Annotated in this window: 19 protein-coding genes and 1 pseudogene; 16 read left to right on the top strand and 4 right to left on the bottom strand. The window is 41.0% G+C overall.

Going from position 1 to position 22,908, the window contains the following annotated elements; all coding sequences use genetic code 11:
• Positions 1-468: 468 nt before the first annotated feature.
• Entirely contained in the window at positions 469-1,089 is a 621-nt protein-coding gene (locus tag H8S65_RS14870; RefSeq protein WP_186930687.1) for a transposase, read from the bottom strand.
• A gap of 405 nt (positions 1,090-1,494) precedes the next feature.
• Between H8S65_RS14870 and H8S65_RS14865 the strand changes: the two genes are divergently transcribed.
• The 6 genes and pseudogenes from H8S65_RS14865 (at position 1,495) to H8S65_RS14845 (ending at position 7,355) form a co-directional block, all read left to right on the top strand.
• Positions 1,495-1,665, top strand: a complete 171-nt coding sequence (locus H8S65_RS14865; RefSeq protein WP_222616300.1) for a hypothetical protein — start codon at positions 1,495-1,497, stop codon at positions 1,663-1,665.
• 444 nt (positions 1,666-2,109) lie between these two features.
• A complete protein-coding gene (locus H8S65_RS14860; RefSeq protein ID WP_186930686.1) occupies positions 2,110-2,571 on the top strand; it encodes a hypothetical protein in 462 nt (153 codons plus the stop codon).
• 89 nt (positions 2,572-2,660) lie between these two features.
• Positions 2,661-3,074: a hypothetical protein gene (locus H8S65_RS14855; protein ID WP_186930685.1), complete on the top strand. Its 414-nt coding sequence runs from the start codon at positions 2,661-2,663 to the stop codon at positions 3,072-3,074.
• A 464-nt stretch (positions 3,075-3,538) separates the two neighbouring features.
• Positions 3,539-3,773: pseudogene (locus tag H8S65_RS21115) on the top strand (peptidase domain-containing ABC transporter); the annotation flags it as partial.
• Positions 3,774-3,852: 79 nt separating this feature from the next.
• Positions 3,853-4,740: a GLPGLI family protein gene (locus H8S65_RS14850; RefSeq protein WP_186930684.1), complete on the top strand. Its 888-nt coding sequence runs from the start codon at positions 3,853-3,855 to the stop codon at positions 4,738-4,740.
• A complete protein-coding gene (locus tag H8S65_RS14845; protein WP_186930683.1) occupies positions 4,737-7,355 on the top strand; it encodes a TonB-dependent receptor in 2,619 nt (872 codons plus the stop codon). Before H8S65_RS14850 ends, H8S65_RS14845 begins: the two co-directional genes overlap by 4 nt.
• On the opposite strand, the gene H8S65_RS14840 is transcribed toward H8S65_RS14845, so the two are convergent.
• Positions 7,342-7,587, bottom strand: coding sequence for a hypothetical protein (locus tag H8S65_RS14840; protein WP_186930690.1), 246 nt, complete (start codon positions 7,585-7,587; stop codon positions 7,342-7,344). The genes H8S65_RS14845 and H8S65_RS14840 overlap by 14 nt on opposite strands.
• Positions 7,588-8,264: 677 nt before the next feature.
• Between H8S65_RS14840 and H8S65_RS14835 the strand changes: the two genes are divergently transcribed.
• From H8S65_RS14835 to H8S65_RS14825, 3 genes are all read left to right on the top strand, one after another.
• A complete protein-coding gene (locus H8S65_RS14835) occupies positions 8,265-8,819 on the top strand; it encodes a hypothetical protein (RefSeq protein WP_186930682.1) in 555 nt (184 codons plus the stop codon).
• A 173-nt stretch (positions 8,820-8,992) separates the two neighbouring features.
• Positions 8,993-9,703 carry a hypothetical protein gene (locus H8S65_RS14830; protein WP_186930681.1) on the top strand — a complete coding sequence of 237 codons (711 nt, stop codon included), beginning with the start codon at positions 8,993-8,995 and terminating at the stop codon, positions 9,701-9,703.
• 238 nt (positions 9,704-9,941) lie between these two features.
• Complete coding sequence (locus tag H8S65_RS14825; RefSeq protein WP_255489240.1) at positions 9,942-10,892, top strand: outer membrane beta-barrel protein; 951 nt, start codon at positions 9,942-9,944, stop codon at positions 10,890-10,892.
• 63 nt (positions 10,893-10,955) lie between these two features.
• Here the strand turns inward: H8S65_RS14825 and H8S65_RS14820 are convergent, their stop codons facing one another.
• Positions 10,956-11,627, bottom strand: a complete 672-nt coding sequence (locus H8S65_RS14820; protein ID WP_255489238.1) for a response regulator transcription factor — start codon at positions 11,625-11,627, stop codon at positions 10,956-10,958.
• 159 nt (positions 11,628-11,786) lie between these two features.
• Between H8S65_RS14820 and H8S65_RS14815 the strand changes: the two genes are divergently transcribed.
• The 4 genes from H8S65_RS14815 (at position 11,787) to nagB (ending at position 15,682) form a co-directional block, all read left to right on the top strand.
• A complete protein-coding gene (locus tag H8S65_RS14815) occupies positions 11,787-12,683 on the top strand; it encodes a diaminopimelate dehydrogenase (protein WP_186930678.1) in 897 nt (298 codons plus the stop codon).
• Positions 12,684-12,727: 44 nt separating this feature from the next.
• On the top strand, positions 12,728-13,561 hold the full coding sequence (gene lgt / locus H8S65_RS14810) for a prolipoprotein diacylglyceryl transferase (RefSeq protein ID WP_186930677.1): 834 nt from the start codon (positions 12,728-12,730) through the stop codon (positions 13,559-13,561).
• 36 nt (positions 13,562-13,597) lie between these two features.
• Positions 13,598-14,794, top strand: coding sequence for an FprA family A-type flavoprotein (locus H8S65_RS14805; protein WP_186930676.1), 1,197 nt, complete (start codon positions 13,598-13,600; stop codon positions 14,792-14,794).
• Between the two features lie 75 nt (positions 14,795-14,869).
• Positions 14,870-15,682 (top strand): glucosamine-6-phosphate deaminase, encoded by an 813-nt coding sequence (nagB, locus tag H8S65_RS14800; RefSeq protein WP_186930675.1) that lies wholly within the window; start codon positions 14,870-14,872, stop codon positions 15,680-15,682.
• Positions 15,683-15,751: 69 nt separating this feature from the next.
• Here nagB and H8S65_RS14795 read toward each other — a convergent pair whose 3' ends face one another.
• Positions 15,752-16,024 carry a tetratricopeptide repeat protein gene (locus tag H8S65_RS14795; protein ID WP_494546183.1) on the bottom strand — a complete coding sequence of 91 codons (273 nt, stop codon included), beginning with the start codon at positions 16,022-16,024 and terminating at the stop codon, positions 15,752-15,754.
• Positions 16,025-16,294: 270 nt separating this feature from the next.
• Here H8S65_RS14795 and H8S65_RS14790 point away from each other — a divergent pair, with 270 nt between their 5' ends.
• The 3 genes from H8S65_RS14790 to topA all read left to right on the top strand — a co-directional run bounded on the left by H8S65_RS14790 (position 16,295) and on the right by topA (position 21,821).
• Positions 16,295-16,954 (top strand): hypothetical protein, encoded by a 660-nt coding sequence (locus H8S65_RS14790; protein WP_186930673.1) that lies wholly within the window; start codon positions 16,295-16,297, stop codon positions 16,952-16,954.
• A complete protein-coding gene (locus H8S65_RS21320; RefSeq protein ID WP_186930672.1) occupies positions 16,951-19,302 on the top strand; it encodes an ATP-binding protein in 2,352 nt (783 codons plus the stop codon). Before H8S65_RS14790 ends, H8S65_RS21320 begins: the two co-directional genes overlap by 4 nt.
• 170 nt (positions 19,303-19,472) lie before the next feature.
• A complete protein-coding gene (topA, locus tag H8S65_RS14780; protein WP_186930671.1) occupies positions 19,473-21,821 on the top strand; it encodes a type I DNA topoisomerase in 2,349 nt (782 codons plus the stop codon).
• Positions 21,822-22,908 lie beyond the last annotated feature (1,087 nt).

Here is a 22,908-nt window from a genome sequence, read left to right as displayed (position 1 = left end):
ACCGAAGGATTTGTCAACAAATTAAAGATGATTAAAAGAATGTGTTATGGACGAGCAAGCATAGAACTTCTCAAAAGAATGATGATTTGTGTATAAGGCAGCAAATGTGAACAAGACCCACAGAAATTACCTGCAAGGGTAATATTTTTTAACAAACTTGGATTTTGACATGTCGGTGTGAATGAGATGTTTATGCAATATTGCCGTTTTAAGGGGGGATATTGTCGTCTAAAGTATCGCACCCTCCTAAAACAGCCTTGAAGCGAGATTATCATTGATGTATGCACTTAAATTTCAACGTTTTAAAAAATAATTCCGCAAAAGATGCCGTTTCCTGCTGCTCCTTCTTTCATGTTCGGGGTCGTCTTCGTCTTTTAGGATAACCTGGATAAGTGGCTGGATTGTAATCAAGTTCAGTTCATTGGTTAAGCACTCTTCCATCTTGTAAATGAGCGGTAAAATTCTTTCTCAGAGGGTTAGTACTCGCACTTGTTTTTCTATTTCCCTAAAAACGCCTCCAATGGTTTGATAACATGAAAATCTTTTTTCTAAAACCAAGATTGTATGTGTGATGAAAACCAGGGCACAATCTGCAATCTGTCCATCCAAATCCCTGCCCTGATATTTACCCAGCTCCAGATATTGCTTACATTCTTTCCAAACGACCTCGATATTCCATCTGATCTGATAAAGTTCAAATACTTCGAGATATTTCAGCTTTGAGTCTGTCGCAAGTAAGAGTGTCCATTGTTCATGCTTCCTGTGACGGATCAAAAACAATTTGACAGGAATTCCATTCAATTTGACATTGAGTGCGAAAAAAGACGACTTCGTTTTTCGGCAATAGTGACATCTCCTCGCATACAAAAGCCTTAACTTTTGCGCATTCCGTTTCTTTCCATCTACTTCATACAGAGTCTGATCCATTTTACAGCGTCCTATCACGTGGGTCTTTCCTTGCCAAAGGCTTTGGACTGTCCGTAACAAGTCAAAGCAAGTGAACCAACTGTCCATTAAGACATAATCCACTTTAAGTTTTTGGAGGAATGCTTTTGACAACATCCTTTTTACACTTTCCATCTTGCTCATATCCAACTCTTTTTTACGGATAGCCCCGGGTGAGGATACTTTCACGCGAGCTGCTATAAATACTTAAACCGCATAGGCGCAATATAAGAAAGCAGTAAAGAATCTCGCACAAGGGGACACCTTGTTTCTTGCCTGACGAGACACAAGACATGCTCTTTTTTAAACCAAGGACTTCATATAAGCGAGTCAGTGTTGAACAGGCCTGATTTTTTTTTCCTCCAACAACGAGGATATCTCAGATATATTGGCTATTTTTGCTTTCATAGCAAGTGGATTTGAATTTTTGGTAATCAGTTTGTTTGTACTGCTAAGTTACCTTTTTTCTGTTCACTTGTTTCTTTTTTTACTTGTTTTTGAGACTGTTATAGGAAGGTGCGAAACTTTAATGTAACATCTTATGGTATTATGGAAAATGGTAAATTTGTGGAAAAATTAAGAATAGATACAGGGACTCTTCCTGGGATGAAAGGGCCAAATCAAAGCCATTATCATTTGAATGAAAAGGGTAAACATTATTTCCCCGGTAAAACAGATCCTGGATTTGGAATAAAATTAAGTTTTAAAATATTTAGATAGTACAGAGTATGAAATGTACCTTTTATGATTATTTTTATCATGATGTGGTAATTAGAAGTTTATCATATGATTTTGATGATATTGAAAATTGTTATTATATTCAGTTTGTATTAAATATTGGAAATGCAAATGTAGAGGAAGATAGTATAGAGGATCTGGGAAAAAATGAAATGTGCTTTTAGAAACTTATATTATTCTTACGTAGATTTATGTCATAATATAGTGGGATATTATTATATATCATATTCAGAAGTAAATGATATAGACCCGATTTTATTGGAATATAAAGAGAAAATGAAAAAATATATTTCGGAGGAAATCTTATGTAAGTTGAAATACTATTCTATTTATACAAATGCTGGTGTTATTAAGATAATAGCAGAAAATGATATTGAAATTTTCGATACTTGAATACCGATTGTTGTTGCATAAAATAGAAGATTAATGAAGTTGGAAAACCAAATTATTCAAAAAATAGATTCTGGGTCAATAGATGTATCTTGCCCTATTTATTTATCTAATTGTATTATTGATACATTAGATTTTGTGGGTATAGAGTTTGAGAAAGATGTTATAATACGAAGATGTATTATAACCAATATGAATATATACTCATCTTGGTTTAGTAAAGGATTGATATTTGTTGAAAATTTAGTATTGTCTGATATTGACTATGAAATGGGAGGACATAATAAGAAAGAGATTATTATAGAACAAAACATCTTCAAGGGTTTCTTCTCTTTTTTTGATTGTTGTTTTGAGAAAGAAATTGTTATTAGAAATAATATTTTTGCTGGAAATAGCGATTTGTTATTACAGGAAAATAAAGGATTTGACAATATATTTGAAAATGGGTATATTGTAGAAAATAATATAGGGAGATTGGATATGTTACGGCTTTTGTGAAAACAGAAATAGTTTTTATTGGTGTAATTGTAGAAGATTATAAAATTAAATTTTAATATGTATGGATTTCTGTATAAAAAATATAGGCTATGATTGATGTATTATATTATATGTACTATCTGTTCTACTTGAAAAAATTGAAAGACGAAGAACCGCATGCAAGAACAATTTGGTTCTTAGGTATTTTCTTCTCTTATTGGGTATTCTGTGCTATTGATTTATTTTTGCTTTTTTTCTTTTTGTATTCAATTTCTTTGGAATTTGCACTTGCAATTTGCTTTTTAGGAGTACTGCTATTTTATTGGATTTATTCAAAAAATGGAAGAGGAAAATTTGTTGTTGAAGATAGGAAGCCTCTTATTCGCGGTAGTTTTCGTCTTTCAGTTATTTGGGCAATACTCTTTTTTGTGATAACTGTTGCAATGTTTCTTTCATCAGCTTTCATGGGGAAATATATGTATCAGCTTGTTGAACCTATGTCCCGAATGGTGTTTGGCAAATGAGGAATTTTATAAAAATTATAGGCCATGATTGACATATTATATTATATGTACTATCTGTTCTATTTAAAGAAGCTGAAAGATACGGAGCCGCATGTTAGGACGATATGGGGAATTAGTTTTCTTTTCTTTTGTGTAGCAATAGGAGGATTGAACTTGATATGGGTAGTTCTGTTTTCAAAAAGGGTAAATTTCTGGATTATGATGGCTTTTTTCCCATTGATAATTCTAATAATGTATGTAATCTATTATAGATCAGGTAAAGGGAAGTATATAGTAGAACATAAAAAACCTCTTTTTAGAAACAGTATGTTTTTATCGATTTGTTTTGCAATTGTATTTACTTTTTTGTGCGTGTCTTTACTTGTAATAGTTCCTGTTTTGATAAGACCTATATTACAGTTATATTAGAAATGATTGTAGATGTATTTTCTTTTTATTTCAGAGGGCAAGATAATAAAAATATGGCATATAATTCATTGGATGCGAATAATGAACGGGCTATTGTGGAAAAATCTTGCCGGCTTTAATGAGGGTAAGACGATTATAATTGTAGCACATTGATTGAGTACGGTTCGGGAAGTTGATCAGATTGTCGTTTTAGAAAAAGGGTGGATTGTAGAGGCTGGAAACCATACTTCTTTGATAAAGCGAAAGGGCGCTTATTGCAACTTGGTACGGAATCAATTGGAATTAGGTAATTTAAATAAAATAATCTTTTATTGTTGTTTATCAATTCATTATTATTATATTTACGGAGAAATCGTAAATTTGGAATAATATGAAAAACATACTTTTGTTGTTTTTTCTGGTGATCACAAATAATAACTTGTACTCCCAATTTGTGATATCTAAAAGTGCGTCAGATAGAATGGAGGGAAAGCTGAAAAAAGAAATTTTGGATAAAGCGTCTCTCCGTTGTTGGTATGAATTTATTCAATACTGCTCGAATGAAGGGATAAAAGAACAGGTCGTTGATACTTTTACATTGGACATAGGACTGAAATGTTCGATGTATTATGATCAAAATCGCATAATGCGTGATTCTGCTGATAGGGTTGAAGGTGAAAGATTAAGGCCTCGTGTTAAATTGATAAGGCAGCATATGACAAAAGCGGAGATTGATGCTTTACGTGAACAGGGCGGTGGAAGTTATCAAGAGTTGTTGAGTAGGGGGGAGACTGCAGTGTTGTATAAAGACCGGAAAAAGCAAAAAATAATTATTATTGATGGAACTATTACTGAAATGTATAAATGTATAGATGAAGTACCTCCTCAGTCATGGGAGTTGAGAGAAGATACAATGACCATTTTAGGATATGTATCCCAGAAGGCCGAGACTGTTTTTCGAGGGAGAAGCTATGTCGCTTGGTTCGCACCGGATATTCCATTACAAGATGGACCCTGGAAGTTATATGGATTGCCGGGATTAATACTCCAAGTTGTGGTTGATGACGGTCTGTTCGTCTTCAAAGCCATTGGAATACAACAATTGGAGTCTTTTCCCATTGCGATGAATAAAGATCAATATGTGACGACTGATAGAAAACAGATAAGGAAGTTGGCGTTTAAGAAAAACAATAAGCGGCGCTTTTTAGGAGTAGATGGCATCTTTTCAATGAGTTTCGAAGCTGATAAACGTATATTTGACGAACTGGAACAAGAATGAAGCTCTGTTTTTTGTTATATAGCCTTTTTCTGGTATCATCTTTATCTTCCCAAACCATTTTAAATGGGAATATTACAGATAAGAAAACCGGACAAGCTGTAGAAGCTGCCACAGTTAGCCTCTATGCACTTCGGAGCAACCGGATTATTGCTTATACACAATCAGGAGAGAATGGAGAATATCGGATTCTTTTTAACGGGAAACAAGACAGCCTTACTTTGGCAGTTACCGGTTTCAATCTGAAGAAAGTAGTGAAAGATATTGCGAATAAAAGTCAGACTATTGATTTTGTGGTAGGAGATGAGATGATTTCGATTAAGGAAGTGATTGTCGTAGCCCCTAAGATTAATGAGGTTGGAGATACATTGAATTACAATGTCGAACGATTTACGGACGAAACGGATCGGACTCTAAAGGATGTACTTGGAAAAATGCCTGGGATACAGGTGTTGGAAAATGGTATGATTCTCTATATGAATAAACCAATCAATCGTTTTTATATAGAAGATATGGATTTGCTGAAAGACCGGTATGGAATAGCAACAAATAATATCAATCCCAATGATATAGCGACTGTACAAGTCCTTCAGAAACATCAACCTGTAAAAGCTTTGAAAGATTACGAGACATCGTCGGACGCAGCCATAAACCTGAAACTAAAAAAATCGTCGAAAGGTGTCGTACTGGCTACGGCACAACTGGGAGCGGGGATTTCCCCGTTATTGCTTAGTAATGAGCTGGTGGGGATGTATTTCTCTAAAAAAATGCAAGATATGGTTGTTTACAAAGGTGACAATTCGGGACGGGATATTCTGGGCGAGTTAAATAGTTTGTATAATCCGGAGCCGAAGGTTCGTGATCTTGATATCTTGGCTGTTTTAAAACCACGGCAACCGGCTGTAAGTCTTCAACGCTATTTGTTCAATGATGCGCATATTGGTACGGTCAATCATTTACTGGCATTGAAGAACCGGTATGTATTGAGTACGAATATATATTATGCTTATGACGAACCGAAAAGAGAGAGTAATGCGGAAACAGATTATTATTTACCGGGTGATAGTAGTTTAAAAATTTGTGAGCAAAATGTTTCTAAGCTATATCAGAATCGTATGGGGGCAAATATTGAACTGAGTGCCAATACGGATGATTTTTTCCTGAAAAACAGAGTTAAGATGGAGGGGCGTTGGGATAAAGAAAACGGACGTGTTTTTACGGGTGATTCGATCCGGCAACATTTGGATAATCCGGTATATGGAATTAGTAACCAATTCGAATGGGTGACAACAAATGAAAGGAATATGTTTAAGGTCGCTTCATTTGCCGGTTATAAGGATATGACTCAGACATTGGACATTTATCCCGTTTTATATGACGCGCTGTTGCCTCCGGCTACCTCGTTAATGGCTTGGATGAGACAGAAAGCGCGGATGAAGGATTTTACGACAACGAATTCGTTGACGTATGGACGAAAGGGAAAGGTGACACAAAATTATTCGTTGGATTTTAATGCTCATGTTCAGCATTTGCAAACTGATTTGTTGCTGATGGATAGAGGGATCGAGGTGACAGGGGGTGATTCGCTTGCAAACGATTTGAAACGTGAACATTATGAATGGAAATTACATGTCTCGCATAGTTTAGCTTTAGGGGATAATGTAAATGTTCACTTATTTTGTCCGATCCGTTATTTGCTGGTTCGTGAGCAACATACTTCGCATTATTTGTTTGTTGATCCGTTTTTAGTATTCGAACAGCGACTTTCGGCCTATCTGTCTTCTTCATTAAATTATTCCTTTACGCAGGAGGTGTCGGGAATAGAAAATGCATATACAGGAAATGTCATGACTTCATACCGGAATCTTTTACGGAATGACGGTGAACGGGACCGGTATAAAATACATAACCTCTGGTGGATATTGGGATATAAAAGCCCGTTTTCTTCTTTGTTTGGTTCATTTACCACTTTTTATACTCATACACGTGCTCGTCTATTGAGCGAGTATTTGTATGAAGGAATTTTAGCTCGAAAGTCCACATTGCAGTATCCCAATAATACTCAGTCGTTGTTTTCCAGCCTGATGTTGGGAAAAGATCTGGAGACTATAAAATCGTCTTTTTCTTTAAACGCAGATTATAATTACAACCGTTCGTTGCAGATACTGCAGAGAGTGATCTCCAGCTATAAGTCTCATTCATTGTCTGTAGGCGGAAAGCTCCATACAAAAATTAGCCGGAAAATTATATTGGATTATAAAATACGGGGAAGTTGGAATAAAAGTTTATTTCAGGAGACTGAATTGCCGGTCAATCCGGTTTGGTTACTTTCCCAGCAGCTTTTATTTAATTGGCTACCGGTCGAAAAGTGGATGCTTGGGGTTTCATGCGAACATTTTTATAATGATGCAATCCGTTCCGGTAGTCGGAATATGTGGTTTGCTGACTTGAATTTGTCTTATACACTGAAAAATACGGAAATTCGTTTGGATTGTACGAACTTGTTTAACACCCGTCATTATATCTCGACTGTTTTTAATGAAACGGGACGTTATTATACTGAATATGGTTTGCGTCCTGGAGAAGTCTTATTGCGGGTACGTTTCAAATTTTTGTAGAAGTGATAATCTTTGCCTGTAACCTACGATCGTTTACCTCAATATCCAATATCAGCAAATCCGGCAGGAGGGAAGCCAAACTCTCTTGAAGCCCGTTTAATGTTGTCCTGAAATCGACTTCAAATCCATAGCCGACCAGGGCTTGTGTAATCAAATTCCCTAAGATCTGATCGTCTTCGATGTATATGAGTTTGCTGTTTGTCATTTCCTTTTGAAACAGTTCGTTATTCATGTCTTCACCTTGATGATGTGTCTGGTAGAAAAATGAAAATAGTTTTTATTGGTATCATTATGGATTGCACCTTTCTGAGTCTTGACACACATAGAAAAAGGAGTAGCTTTCTCGGATAACAGCGGATGGTGGAAATACTTTGTCTTTGAAAGAACACAGGAAACGGTCTTTGTTGAAAGACGTTTTTGTTATGTGTTATAATCTGTTTTGTACAGAAAGATAGCTGTTTGGGAAAAAAGCAAGAAAAGTTAGTGATATAGGTGTACTATTTCTTACTTTTACGAAAAAGAGTTCGCAACGAAATATTCACAAGGTGAATGGTTCCGTGAAGGTAATATTTTATATTTTCAGGATATAGATATGGGATATATATTTGTGCTAATATAGAATCTATGGCAATAGATGGTGTAAATATTCCTTTAGCTAAAGATTGTCGGTTTGATTTGAAAAGATTAAGATGACTATATTTAAATATCTATTTTAATATGAAGAACATTTGCTTGATATTCTTATTTATGTTATTTCTTAATATTCAGTCTCTACTGTCCCAAAATATAGCTATTGACTTATCTCTATCTTGGTCAAGGAGTCTGGTGAATATATCGGAAAAGTTTGATACGATCAAACATCCTTATTTATGTGTGACATATTCGAACCTTACGCAGGATTCTGTTTATATGCCTAAAACAATTTATGGTTGTAGGGAATTACCGTTGATATTATCATGGGAATACCCAAAAATAACAGAGATAAAGAATTTGGATGATCTGGAAACAATGTTAAGTACATATCGGAAATATTCAGATGAAGAAAAGTTTGATATTCAATTGGATTTTTTTGAAAATACATTGTTCGTAAATAAACATACAGATTGTGATGAGATAGAATCCTTTGATTTTTATAATCGGAGTTTGGAACAAATTTATCGGTTTATTGCTCAGAAGAATGGATTTTCCTATCAGGCAAAGGTTTATTTATCAAACAAAGAGAAAATGGATGATCCAGATAGATTCCTTTTTTTTAATCCGGGAGAAGTTATTGTGGAAAAGTACGATTTGATTGCTTTTGAAATGCTTCGGGGAAAATATACATTTTATTATGGTAAAATACCTTGCGAAACTTGCGTTGTTGATAAAGATGGGGTATATAACTTCCATTTTGAAGAACGAAAGAATGGATATAGATTGGAGTGTGGAACTGTTATTTCAGATAGTTTGACTATCGGTTTTTAAAATGGTTGCAGCTTTTTTCTTTTTAGATAGTTGTTCTCCCAAAAGTGTTGGCGTGCATAGAAAAGAGATTCTTTTTGAATAGCTGCAAATGACGTGCTTGTATGAAGTAGGATCGGATCTATTCGAAGTCTCTTATAAATTACCATTTTCATTTTTATCTAAAATATATTAGTATGAATCTATTTATATTGGCTCTTTTGTTTTTTTGCAATTTTTCTTTGGTAGCTACGGAAAAATTAGTGTATGTCTATTCTAATAATGGTACAGATGTAATATTAGTTTTGTCGGGAAAAGATCAGTATTATATAGAAATGATAAAACAGAAAAGTTTAGATATGATAGAATCCAGGCCGTTGTCATATGGCAGGTTCAGTATGAAACATGATAGTCTATTTTTAAAAGAAAGAAATGGATGTGTAATGACTTTTCAGAAAAAGGATGATTGTATCATTCCAATTAGAACGTATGTGGGATTAAAACAAATGAAATTTGTTTTCCAAAAGTATGGTTCTATTTCTGAATCTGAACCAAAAGATGTTTTGGAAACATGTACTCGTGACATGAGTCAGGAACTGATACCTTTACGATTCGGGGCATATTATACGGCTTCAGGATTAAAGATCGTTATACATCCCGATAATAGGTATGAATTGTCTATTAGTGAAACTCGATTTGTATTTCCGGGTAACGGTATGAAGCCTTATGAAAAAGAGTTTATAACAGGGTATTCACGAGGCAAATGGTTTCGTGAACATAATATTCTATATTTTCAGGATTTAGATATGGAATGTGTATTTAGTGCTGATATAAAATCGTTTGCTATAGATAATATAACTATGCCATTGGCAGAAGATTGGAGGTTTGATCTAAAAAGAGAAGATTAGCATGATTGTAATACCAATTTAGCAATTACTTAAATGTATATTTAGGTTGAATGTGAATTTTATATGCAAAATAATTCAAAAAAGCCATTGGCTCGTCTGTATGTAATGGATAATCCTTTTTATAATAGGAGCATTACGTGTTATCTGCTTATACAGGAAACAAGAAAGGAGTTTTGTATTTCTCTGGATGAGCATACGTTTGGAAGTGATGTAGTTATTAATTTTTAATATGATAAAAATGCAAAGATTAATATTGTCGCTGCTTCTGCCTCTCTTTTTAGGCAGTTGCGCCCCCAAAGTGTTGACATACATAGAAAAGAAGTATCCTTCCCGTATTGCTGCGGATGAAGTCCATTTGTATGGAGTCGGGCAAACCGTGCCGGAGACGGCAGAGCGGATCGGAAGTGTAAGAGTGGTGGATGGCGGGGCATCCACCAAGTGTAACTACGAACAGGTTGTGGCATTGGCCAAACAGGAGACGGCGAAGAGTGGCGGAAATGCTTTGGCATTGACGGATCACCGGAAGCCGTCGCTACTGGGTAGCAGTTGCCATCAGATCGCCGGCGATATGCTTTGGATCGGCGACACGGCAAATTGGGAAACGGGGACGGTTGCTGATTTGTCTGCTCCGGTTGGTGATAAAAATACCACCGGTGTGGTTAAAAGTGCTTTCCGGCACAGCACGTTCTATGCTAATGTCGGTTATGCTTTTATAACCAGTAAGTATTATTTACCGTCGGGTGCATCGGGCAATCCCAAGAACGGTATGGATTGGCAATTAGGGTATGATTGGGTGTCAAGGAGCGGTTTTGGAGCCGGGTTGATGTATTCGGGCTATAAGTCGTCCTATGCGTATTCGAATGTGGATGTGAAAGTGGGGCTTGTATACGTGGCGCCTCAGTTTGTGATGAAACAAAAAGTAGGCCGTTGGGGGATTGAGGAAAAATTCGGTATCGGCTATTTCAAGTATCGGGAGTCGGCGAAAGGCACGAGTGCTTCTCTTTCGGGTGTGGGATATGATTTCCTGTTTGGAGCGGAATATTACCTGTCTGACCATGTCGGGATCGGAGCAAACCTTGGATACATCGGCGGCTCTTTGCCGAAGCAGGACGCTGCGGGTTATGGAGATGAGGAACATACCGGAATCTTTCGTTTGCACTTTGACGCCGGAGTACGGTTTCATTTCTGATGGGCGGATTTGACAACCGGGAGAGGCTGGATCGGGTTCGGTTTCTCCCGGTTGGGTTGTCCGTCAGAAACCAAGTTGATATCCGATACATGGATATGTTTGGATGCTAATACATTTATCCTGCATGAATTTTTTGCGGAGTTGCGAGATAATATTGTTCAGGCTTTCTTCACTCGAATCGTTTCCCCATATTTCTTCGAGCAGTTGTTTGCGTGTGACTACCTGTCCTTTATTGGAGTATAGTTTTTGCAAAACCTGAAATTCTTTCGGAAATAATTTTTCAATTCTTTTATCCGGATAAATCAGAAGATGTTTGGCTGTGTCTACCTGATAAGTGCCGATTCTCCACATCGCTGCCAGTTGTTTTTCGGACTGTTGCAATAGGTTTTGAATCTGAAATACCAATTCCGTAATGTCATACGGCTTTTTGATGTAATGGTTGGCTCCGGCGTCATAACTGCGGATGATCTCGGTTCCGTCCGTATGTGAGGAGGCTATGATGACTGGTAGTTGCGGGTATTGTGAGCGGATAGCCGGAAGAATGTCGAGGCAGCTTTGATTGTTTACCTCAATATCTAATATCAGTAAATCCGGCAGCATGGAAGCCAAACTCTCTTGAAGCCCGTTTAATGTTGTCCTGAAATCGACTTCAAATCCATTGTCAACCAAGGCTTGTGTAATCAAATTCCCTAAGATCTGATCGTCTTCGATGTATATGAGTTTGCTATTCGTCATTTTCCTTTTTTGTTTCAGAGAGCAAGATAATAAAAACATCCTATATGACATAGGATGAGGGAACCTCATTTCATTTTAAACAAAAACAACATACCCCTCTTTTGTCAATCCCCTAATTATAACTACTTTTGTGGCTGAAGAAAAAGTAAAAACTAAAGTATGAAAAAGATTAGAGCTGCCATTGTCGGATATGGCAATATTGGAAAGTATGTATTGGAGGCCCTGGAAGCTGCTCCCGATTTTGAAGTAGCAGGTGTTGTACGTCGTAATCCGAATGATATTCCGGATGAGTTGAAAGGATATACCGTCACTGATAATATCATAAAGTTGGAAAAAGTAGATGTAGCTGTTCTGGCAACCCCGACCCGTAGCGTAGAGACTTACGCCAAAGAAATACTTTCTTTAGGCATCAATACGGTGGATAGTTTCGATATCCACGGAGGTATTGTCGATCTGCGCCGTTCGCTCGATGCAGTTGCTAAAGCTCATAATACGGTGGCCGTAATCTCTGCCGGATGGGATCCGGGAAGCGACTCTATCGTGCGTGCTTTGTTGCAGGCAATCGTTCCGAAAGGAATTACATATACAAACTTCGGACCGGGCATGAGCATGGGACATACCGTTGCCGTTAAAGCCATCGAAGGTGTAAAGGCGGCTTTGTCTATGACAATCCCGATGGGAACAGGCGTTCATCGCCGTATGGTTTATATCGAAGTGAAAGAAGGATATGATTTCGATAAAGTAGCCGCAGCTATCAAGGCGGACGACTATTTTGTTCACGACGAAACGCATGTGATACAGGTTGACTGTGTGGACGACCTGAAAGATATGGGACATGGCGTGAACCTTGTTCGTAAAGGCGTTTCCGGTAAAACGCAGAACCAGTTGATCGAATTCGACATGAAGATCAACAATCCGGCTCTGACGGCGCAGATTCTGGTTTGTGTTGCCCGTGCAAGTTTCAAGCAGCAGCCTGGCGCTTACACGATGATCGAATTGCCGGTGATCGATATGCTTTATGGCGAAAGAGAAGACTTAATAAAAAAATTGGTTTAATAAATTGGCAATGGATAATTGACAATTGACAATTGATAGTACTTATGCTTGATTTTATTACCTGGACGGCTGATCCCGCCATCTTTTCCATTGGTTCGCGTGAGATACGCTGGTACGGACTGGCGTTTGCCATCGGTTTCCTGATCGGTTACAAGATCGTGGAGAAGATGTGGAAAAGAGAAAAACTCAATCCGGCATGGATCGATTCCCTGCTGATTTATACGATGCTGGGAACGGTGATCGGCGCCCGTTTGGGACATTGCCTGTTTTATGCGCCGGACTATTACCTGGCCCACCCGGTCGAAATATTGAAAGTCTGGGAAGGCGGATTGGCCAGCCATGGTGGAACGTTAGGCATAATTATCGCCGTCTATTTTTACTCTAAGCGGGTTAGCCACCGGAGTATGCTTTGGACATTCGACAAGCTGGTGGTTCCTACCGGCCTTGTGGCTGCTATGATCCGTTTAGGGAACCTGATGAATCATGAAATATACGGACATCCGACAGACTTACCCTGGGGATTCCGGTTTATAGAGAACCTGCACGCTTGGAAAAGAGGGGCAGCTCCCATCTTTACCGTTCCCAGCCATCCGACACAACTCTATGAAGCTCTCAGCTATTTAGTGACTTTCGCTATTTGTATGTGGCTTTATTTTAAGAAAGATGCCTGGAAAAAGGAGGGGCTTATCTTCGGTGTCTTTATGATTTGCGTATTCGGTTCGCGTTTCTTCATTGAATTTCTGAAAAATAACCAGGAAGAGTTCGAAGCTGATATGATGCTGAATATGGGGCAATGGCTCAGTATTCCGTTCGTTTTAGCCGGTATCTACTTCGTATGGCGTGCCATGCGGCTTGGAAAAGCGATGAAGAAGAATTGATTTTTAATTTCCAACTTTTAATTTTTAATTTTCAAAGTGTATAAGTTAAAAGAAATAGCAGATAAAGTTTACTATGTAGGTGTAAACGACCGGCAAAAAGCTCTTTTTGAGAATATGTGGCCTTTGCCTTACGGCGTATCTTATAATTCCTATCTGATCGTGGATGAAAAAACGGTCCTGGTCGATACGGTGGATGTGTGTTATTCCGATATCTTCCTGAAAAAAATAGCAGATGCTCTCGATGGGCGTCCTTTGGATTTTTTGGTTGTAAACCACATGGAACCGGACCATGCGGGTAGTATCCGTTTGTTGCGCCAGCAGTATCCGGATGTGCAGATCATCGGGAACAAGCAGACTTTCGGCATGTTGGACGGATATCACGGTATTTCAACGGGATTGTATGAAGTGAAGGAAGGAGACACCCTGAGCGTGGGGCGTCACGAACTGTCTTTCTATATGGCTCCGATGGTACACTGGCCGGAAGTAATGGTCACTTACGATTCGACTGATAAGATTCTGTTCTCTGCCGATGCTTTCGGTACTTACGGAACGTTGGATGGCGGTGTGATCGACTCTGAAATGAATGTGGAGCATTATTGGGAGGAAATGATCCGTTACTATTCCAATATTGTCGGTAAATATGGAAATCCGGTGCAGCGTGCTTTGCAGAAATTGTCGGCTCTGGATATCCGGACGATCTGTTCGACTCACGGCCCGGTTTGGCGCGAATATGCAGCGAAGGCGATCGATATTTATGACCGCATGAGCCGTTATGAAGGTGAAGAAGGTGTGACAATCGTGTACGGCAGCATGTATGGCAATACCGAGCAGATGGCAGAAGCGATTGCGGCATCTTTGGCTGCAAACGGAGTGAAGAATATCGTTATGCACAATGTCAGCAAAAGCCCCGCGTCTTATGTCTTGAAAGATATTTTCAAGTATAAGGGCCTGATTATCGGTAGTCCGACTTACAGCAACCGTCTGTTCCCGGAAATCGAATCGATTCTGGATAAGATCGAGACGCGTGAGGTGAAGCATCGTTTGTACGGTTACTTCGGCTCTTTCACCTGGGCGGGAGCTGCGGTGAAAAACTTAGCGGCATTCGGCGAGAAGATGAAATGGGAAGTTGTAGGCGCTCCGGTCGAGCAGAAACAAGCTCTGAAAGCAGATAAGTACGAAGAATGCTGGGCTTTGGGAGAAGAAATGGCCAAGAAATTGAAAACCGAAGATTGAGAATGGAAAATTCTTGGTCGGAAAGAATAAAGATATTACTTTTAGGAACGAAAGAACTAAATTAAAAAAAAGCGTATGAGACTAATTATTGAACCTAATTACGAGCAACTCTCAAAGTGGGCTGCTAATTATGTGGCTGCCAAGATTAAGAAAGCGAATCCGACAGCAGAGAAACCATTTGTATTGGGCTTGCCTACCGGCTCTTCTCCTCTGGGCATGTACAAGAATCTGATCGAACTGAACAAACAAGGTGTGATCTCTTTCCAGAATATCATAACTTTCAACATGGACGAATATGTAGGTTTGCCGAAAGACCATCCTGAAAGCTATCATTCTTTCATGTGGAACAACTTCTTCAGCCATATCGATATCAAGCCGGAGAATGTGAACATCCTGAATGGAAACGCAGAAGATCTGGAAGCCGAATGTGCTGCTTACGAAGCAAAGATGAAAGCTGTCGGTGGCGTGGACCTGTTCCTGGGCGGTATCGGTCCTGACGGGCATATCGCTTTCAACGAACCGGGTTCTTCTTTGTCTTCCCGTACCCGTGTCAAGTCTTTGACTACCGACACGATCATCGCAAACTCCCGTTTCTTCGACAACGATGTCAACAAGGTTCCGAAGACTTCCGTTACGGTTGGCGTTGCTACGGTGCTGGATGCGAAAGAGGTGCTGATCATGGTGAACGGTCACAACAAAGCCCGTGCTTTGCAGCAGGCTGTTGAAGGCGCGGTAAACCAGATGTGGACTATCACGGCTTTGCAGATGCATCCGAAAGGCATTATTGTTGCCGACGAGGCTGCTTGCGCAGATCTTAAAGTCGGTACATACAACTATTTCAAAGATATAGAGAAAGACAATCTTTGTCCTTGTTCTTTATTGAAGTGATTTTTTTATTATTCATAATAGTTTTGATTTAAAATCGAAAGGCTGTGTCTGTGATAGATGCAGCCTTTTTTATTGGTTGAACATATCCTTATTATAGAAGTTCATGATCGAGATCAGTTGGTCGTGGGCGATGTGTGCGGGGCTGTCGGGGTTCAGGTCCATCGCCGTAAGATAGTTGTTGAGGGCTTGCCGGATATCCCCTTGTTTACGGTAGGCATTGCCACGTAAGTAGTACGCTTCATCGGACGAAACGTTTTTTTCTATATAATCGTCCAGTAAGCGGATGGCTTCGTCTGTCCTGCCGTCGGTAATGAGTTGTTTAATAGTTTCCATTTTAAGAATTATGAGGTAATAATTATGGATGCTGTCCGGCAAAGATAAAAAATAAAACCGGGACTGGGCGATTTTACATTTGCTTATTCCTTTTTCGTTGGAATTCTTGCCAGTGTTAAAAAGAATGACGTAATTTGTACCGGATAGGGTCTAATCCTTGAAATTAAAATTGTTATGGGGAGTTTTCGGGTAATGAACAAGCTGTTCTGCTTGTTCTTGTTTTTTTTATTTTATGTTCAATTATCTTTCGCTGGAGAGAATGATGAAGATAGGGTTTTGGTGATAAACGGATATACGGAGAGTTATATCTGGTTCAATGCCGCATATAATGGTATTATTGACCATTTGGGTGAGGTTGGCCGGTCAGTAAAGGTGACGACTCAGCCCCTGAATATGCAATTATTTAATTCCCAGGAGGATGTTGATGCAAGAAAAAGACGTATCCTTGAGCCTTATGATGAAGAGGAACCTAATGCCATCGTGTTGTTGGGAAACTCGGCCTTTATCCTTTTCCGGGAGGAACTGGAGGGGCGTTGGCGCGACATACCTGTGGTATTGTGTGCCGATAATGACAATGTCAGTAGCATTGAGGCTTGTATTTCTAAACAAGACCTTGATCCCCAAAAGGAGGAACCTTTGGCAGAGGCGGTGAAAGGCATGAACCTGACGATCGTTAAGTGTCCTATCTATGTGGAGCAAACCGTGAAGACCATGAAAGAATTATTGCCGGAAATGGAACGGCTGGTTTTGATCTCGGATCGGCGTTATGTATGCGCCCAAGTGAGGCATGAGGTGGAAGAGGTGGTGACTCGTAAATTCCCCGATATAAAAGTGAGCCATTTGACTAACGGTTCTTTTACGATGGACCAGGTGCTCGATTCGATCCGTTCCTACGATCATACCACGGGAATCCTTTATTTTATTCATGGATCCAGGTGAATGAGCAATTGGGGAACAGCTATATATATGCCAATAATTATAAGATAATGACCGGGCTTGCCTCGAATCCTATTTTCTCGTTGATGGATGTGAATATCCATTCGGGAGAAATGGCGGGCGGTTGTTTCTATTTAGGCAAGGACTTGGGGCGTACCATGGGGCAGGTCGTCGAGGAGGTGCTGAAAGGCCGCAAACCGACAGATATCCCGTGGATTAATGTGGGGCCTGCGGAAACGTGGCTGTGCTACAACGTTCTCCAGATGTCGGGCATCCCCGATTCGCGTTATCCAGACGATGCTGTCTATCTGTTCGCTCCGCCGACGTTCCTGGAGCAATACTGGGGCATATTGCTTTTCTCTATTTCGGCCGTTCTCGTTTTCTTCTATTGGAACAGCACTAAGCATCGCAAAAAAGAGATGGCCTTGTTCGGCAAATATAAGATGTTATTCAATAATATGCCTATCGCTTATTTCAAGCACCGGTTGCTGAAAGACGAGAAAGGGAATGTGACTGGTTATGTGGTTGAAGACGCGAATGCGCTTTACTCAAATTCCTTATTGGGACAGCGAAATCCGGTAGGCAGCCAGGGCAATTCGTCGGATCCGGGCTTTGATGAGTATTTGAAGATGTATCAGGAGGTGTTGCGTTGCAATAAGCCTTATTCCTTCGAGTACCATTTGAAGGCGAATAACAGTTATTATGAATTTAAGGTGACGCCGGCTTCCGAGCCGGATGTAGTGGACGTATATGCGATTGAGACCACCAAGCTGCATAATACCCAAGCATTGGTAGAGTCTATCAACCATAAGCTGGCTATGGCTTTGGATGTCGCCAATATCGTTCCGTGGAAGTGGGATTTGGTCCGGCATACGATCCTTTGCGACGTGAAGCGTCCGCTTGAGATCCAATCCGAGGAGCCTCAAAATGTAGAGGAGGCGTTATCTGTTCCGGAAAGAGACTATTTCTCCAAGATACACAAAGACGACCGCCAGCGTGTGGAGCAGGCTTACGCGAATCTTATTCAAGGGAATGTCAAGAAGGTGCGTGAGGAATATCGAGTCTTGTACAGGGAGGATAACCATACGAACTTTGAATGGGTGGAGGCGCAAGCTACCATAGATGCCCGCGACGAGATCGGGCGTCCGTTGACATTGGTGGGTTCGTCGGTGGTTATCACGCGGCGCAAGAAAATGGAACTTGAATTGCTTTCTGCTAAAAATCGTGCGGAAGAAAGCAATCGCTTGAAATCCGCGTTCCTGGCGAATATGAGCCATGAGATACGTACTCCGTTGAATGCCATCGTCGGGTTCTCGAATATCCTTTCCTCGACTGACAAGTTAGAGGAAAAACAAGAGTATGTGGCGATTATTGAGAATAATAATACGTTGTTGTTGCAATTGATCAATGATATCCTTGATATTTCTAAGATAGAGGCGGGCACGTTGGAATTCATCTATACCGATTTTAACGTGAATGACATGATGTACGAGTTGGAACAAACGTTCCGCCTGCGTGTGAAAGATAAGCCTATCGAGATTATCTGCGAGATCTCGTTGCCTTTCTGCCATATCCATTCGGAGAAGAACCGCTTGATGCAGGTGTTGATCAATATGTTGACCAATGCGGTTAAGTTTACCGAGCAGGGAAGTATCAGCCTGGGATACCGGGAGCAACAGGATGGCATGTTGTATTTTTATGTCACGGACACGGGTTGCGGTATTCCCCAGGATAAGAAGGAGATGGTCTTCGGACGTTTTATCAAGCTGAACTCTTTCCAGCAAGGGACGGGCTTGGGGCTTTCCATTTGCGAGACGATCGTAAATAAGCTGGGAGGACGTATCGGGGTAGACTCGGTCGAAGGTTCCGGCTCCAGGTTCTGGTTTACGATACCTTATAATCCGGTATCGATCGACCCTTCCCAGCAAGCGGCCGAAAAGAATTTGCTTCTCTCGGAACGAAGGGTTGTGGAGCAAAGCAAACTCAAGATCCTGATCGCGGAGGATACGGATAGCAATTACCGCCTTTTCGAGACCATCCTCATGAAAGACTACCAGCTTCTTCATGCCCGTAACGGACAGGAAGCCGTGGAGATGTTCAGGGAGCACGAGCCGCATTTGATACTGATGGATATAAATATGCCGGTGATGAATGGATATGAGGCGGTGGAGCAGATACGTAAACTGTCTACGGTCGTACCGATCATTGCTGTCACCGCTTATGCTTTTGAACAGGATGAGCAGAAGATACTTCACAGCGGTTTCGATGCCTATACCTCTAAACCGATCAATGCGACGATGCTTAAAGGCAAGATAACGACTCTTTTGGCACGTAGCTTGATTCTTATTTAAAATTAAATAGAATTTTTTCCGACTATGAAAGAATTCGGCGCACGCATTGGACTTTGGCGTACATCCCGTTATAATACAGATTAAAAAAACTGTTTTTTTGTGGCTAATATACGGTTACGTTGATTATTTGTGTAAGTTTGCACCCGATTTCAAAAAGATAAGACGTTATTATGCAAAAGAATCTGGTAATAGTGGAGTCACCCGCTAAGGCAAAAACCATTGAAAAGTTCCTCGGAAAAGAGTATAAGGTTATGTCGAGCTATGGTCATATCCGCGATCTGAAGACGAAAGAGTTTGGTGTCGATGTTGAACACGACTACGCTCCCCAGTACGTGGTACCCGCCGATAAGAAGAAGCTGGTCAGCGAACTGAAGTCCGCAGCCAAGTCTGCCGAACAGGTATGGCTCGCTTCCGATGAGGACCGTGAGGGAGAAGCAATATCCTGGCATCTGTATGAAGTGCTGGGCCTGAAACCCGAAAATACCAAACGTATCGTCTTTCATGAAATTACCAAGAATGCCATTCTGCATGCTATTGAAACGCCACGCGATATCAATATCAACCTGGTGAACGCCCAGCAGGCGCGCCGTGTGCTGGACCGTATCGTGGGGTTCGAACTTTCGCCGATCTTGTGGCGTAAGGTAAAACCTGCTTTATCGGCAGGGCGTGTGCAGTCGGTCGCTGTCCGTCTGATTGTGGAACGGGAGCGGGAGATCAATGAGTTTGTAAGTGAAGCGGCTTTCCGTGTGATCGCCAATTTTATCCTGCCTGACGGTACGACGGTGTTGAAAGCCGAGCTGAATCGCCGCCTGAAGGATAAGAAAGAGGTGGAAACCTTCCTGGAATCCTGCAAGAATGCTTCGTTTACGATTAACGATATCACGACGAAACCGGTGAAGAAATCGCCTGCCCCTCCTTTTACGACTTCCACTTTGCAGCAGGAAGCTGCCCGTAAGTTAGGGTACTCCGTTTCGCAGACGATGATGATCGCACAGCGTTTATATGAATCCGGGTTGGTCACTTATATGCGTACCGACTCCGTGAACTTGAGCGACCTGGCATTAGGCACGGCAAAAGAGGCTATTTTCGAGACATACGGTGAGAAATATTATAAGTTCCGCCAATATCATACCAAGAGCAAGGGGGCACAGGAAGCGCACGAAGCGATTCGCCCGACTTATATCAGTAATGTGGAGGCGGGAAGCTCTCCGCAGGAAAAGAAGTTGTATGAACTGATCCGTAAACGTACGATCGCTTGCCAGATGGCGGATGCCGAATTGGAACGCACGACTATCTCGGTCGGTGTCAGCGGGCAGACAGAACGTTTTGTTGCTGTCGGCGAAGTGATCAGTTTCGAAGGTTTCCTTCAGGTTTACATGGAAAGCAATGACGACGATGTGGAGAAAGAACAGGAAAACGGCCTGCTTCCTCCGGTAAAACTTCATGAGGTTTTGTCTTTGAAAGATATCGTGGCGACAGAACGTTTCACGCAGCGTCCTCCGCGCTATACGGAAGCCAGCCTGGTTCGCCGCCTGGAAGAATTAGGTATCGGACGTCCGTCTACCTATGCACCGACTATCCAGACGATCCAGAATCGCGAATATGTGGTGAAAGGGGATAAGGAAGGCACGGAACGTACTTACACGGTCGTTTCGCTGTCCAAAGGAAAAATCAAGGAGACGGAGAAGACTGAGATCGTCGGGGCCGACCGCAATAAACTGATGCCGACCGATATCGGTACGGTGGTAAACGATTTCCTGATGGAGTATTTTCCCGATGTGTTGGATTATAACTTTACGGCCAGCGTTGAAAAGGAATTCGACTCGGTGGCGGATGGTGAATTGGTCTGGACGAAGGCTATCGATAAATTTTATAAGATTTTCCATCCGATCGTAGAGGCTACGGCTGCCGTTAAGACCGAACACAAAGTAGGAGAGCGTCAACTCGGTGTCGACCCGAAGAGTGGCAATCCGGTGTTTGTGAAGATCGGCCGTTACGGCCCTGTCGTTCAGATCGGGGTTTCACATGCCGACGACAAAGAGGCGCCGAAACCTCAGTTCGCCTCTCTGATGAAAGGCCAGTCTATCGATACGATCACATTGGAAGAGGCTTTGAAACTTTTCGACCTTCCCCGTACGGTCGGTGAATATGAGGGTAAGGTGATGGTGGCCGCTGTCGGTCGTTTCGGGCCGTTTATCCGTCATGACGGTAAATTCGTCTCTATCCCGAAAGACTTGAATCCGCTGACGATCACGGCTGAGGAAGCAATCGCTTTGATCGAAGGGAAAAGGGAGAAAGACGAACAACGTTTTATCAAGAAGTTCGAAGAGGATCCGGAGATGGAAATACTGAAAGGCCGCTTCGGCCCCTATATTTCTTATCAGAAAGCAAACTATCGTATTCCGAAGACGGTAACCGATCCGGCAACCTTGACGCTGGAAGATTGCAAAAAGATCATAGCCGAAGCAGGTGAAAAACCGGCAAGCGCAAAGAAGACGACGCGTAAAAAGAAAGCCTGACAAAAGACTTACATAAAGACAGTATCTTTTTTACGCGTTCTATATAGCTTATTTTCATAAGAATAACTACATATTTTTATTGAGACCCGGATGTCGGCCACCTGCAGACCCGGGTGTCGATATCCGTCAGATGGAGGTGTAAAAGGCTCTGATACGGGTATTTCAGGGAGAAGATCTAACGTCTTTTTGTTAAAAAAGTAACGTGTTCCGGCAAAAAAGCCTTATGCTTTCCGGAAAACAGTCTGTTTTTAACACTTTCTGAGTGCTTCTATTTCGGGTAAAACGGCTAAAATGATGGTTAAACAGCTGATTTATGATATTCAATCTTCACACAAGAAACATGATAGTATGATAGTTGTTTTTCAAATCTATCATAGTAGTCGCCTTTTGGCAGATTTGAAACATAAATAATGATTTACCGGTGTATAATATGGAGGCGTGCCGTAGGCTCTCTTTTGCCGTCTGCTTCAGCAGACGGACAGATGATTGTTCCGGCTTTGCCGGTTCCTATGTGGGTTTTAACCCCTTTAAATATAATCCATAAAGGGGCTAAAGCCCACAAGGGAAGAGGCTTAGCCTCCAGGCCTTTTAAACCGTCTGCTAAAGCAGACGGCAAAAGAGAGTCTGCGGCATAAGGCGCAGCTTTGTCTGTTAGCTCACTGATAAATCATTATTTGTGGTTCAAATATTCTTAGATTATCCTCTAAATACCCTCTGGTTATTTTATTTAATTAGGGTTCACACTGTTCGGGAGACTCTGTAGATCAGCACGTTGCTGTGAACCCTGTGAATGCAAGATAAAAAAAGACGGGATCGATCGATAGGATTGTCTGATCGTAAACAGGTTTCACAGGTTTCACAGCCTTCACAACAAATTGCTGTCCATTAGTCTTTTACCGCCGTGAACCCTGTTTTTTAGTTTTGTCATATAAGGGATCTGATTGGTTCCTGTCCCATAAAATACAGGTTATAGGCTAAAAAATACAGCCTTTAGCCTATCCGGGAAAAGCCTATAGGGTAGCAGTAAAAAGGTAGGCATCTATCCGGCAACCGATGCCTGTCTTTTCAGGAAGCGACAGGCATCTAT

The sequence above is a fragment of the Parabacteroides hominis genome, from assembly GCF_014287585.1.
Taxonomy (GTDB): Bacteria; Bacteroidota; Bacteroidia; order Bacteroidales; family Tannerellaceae; genus Parabacteroides; species Parabacteroides hominis.
This window is presented reverse-complemented; position numbering and strand designations above follow the sequence as displayed.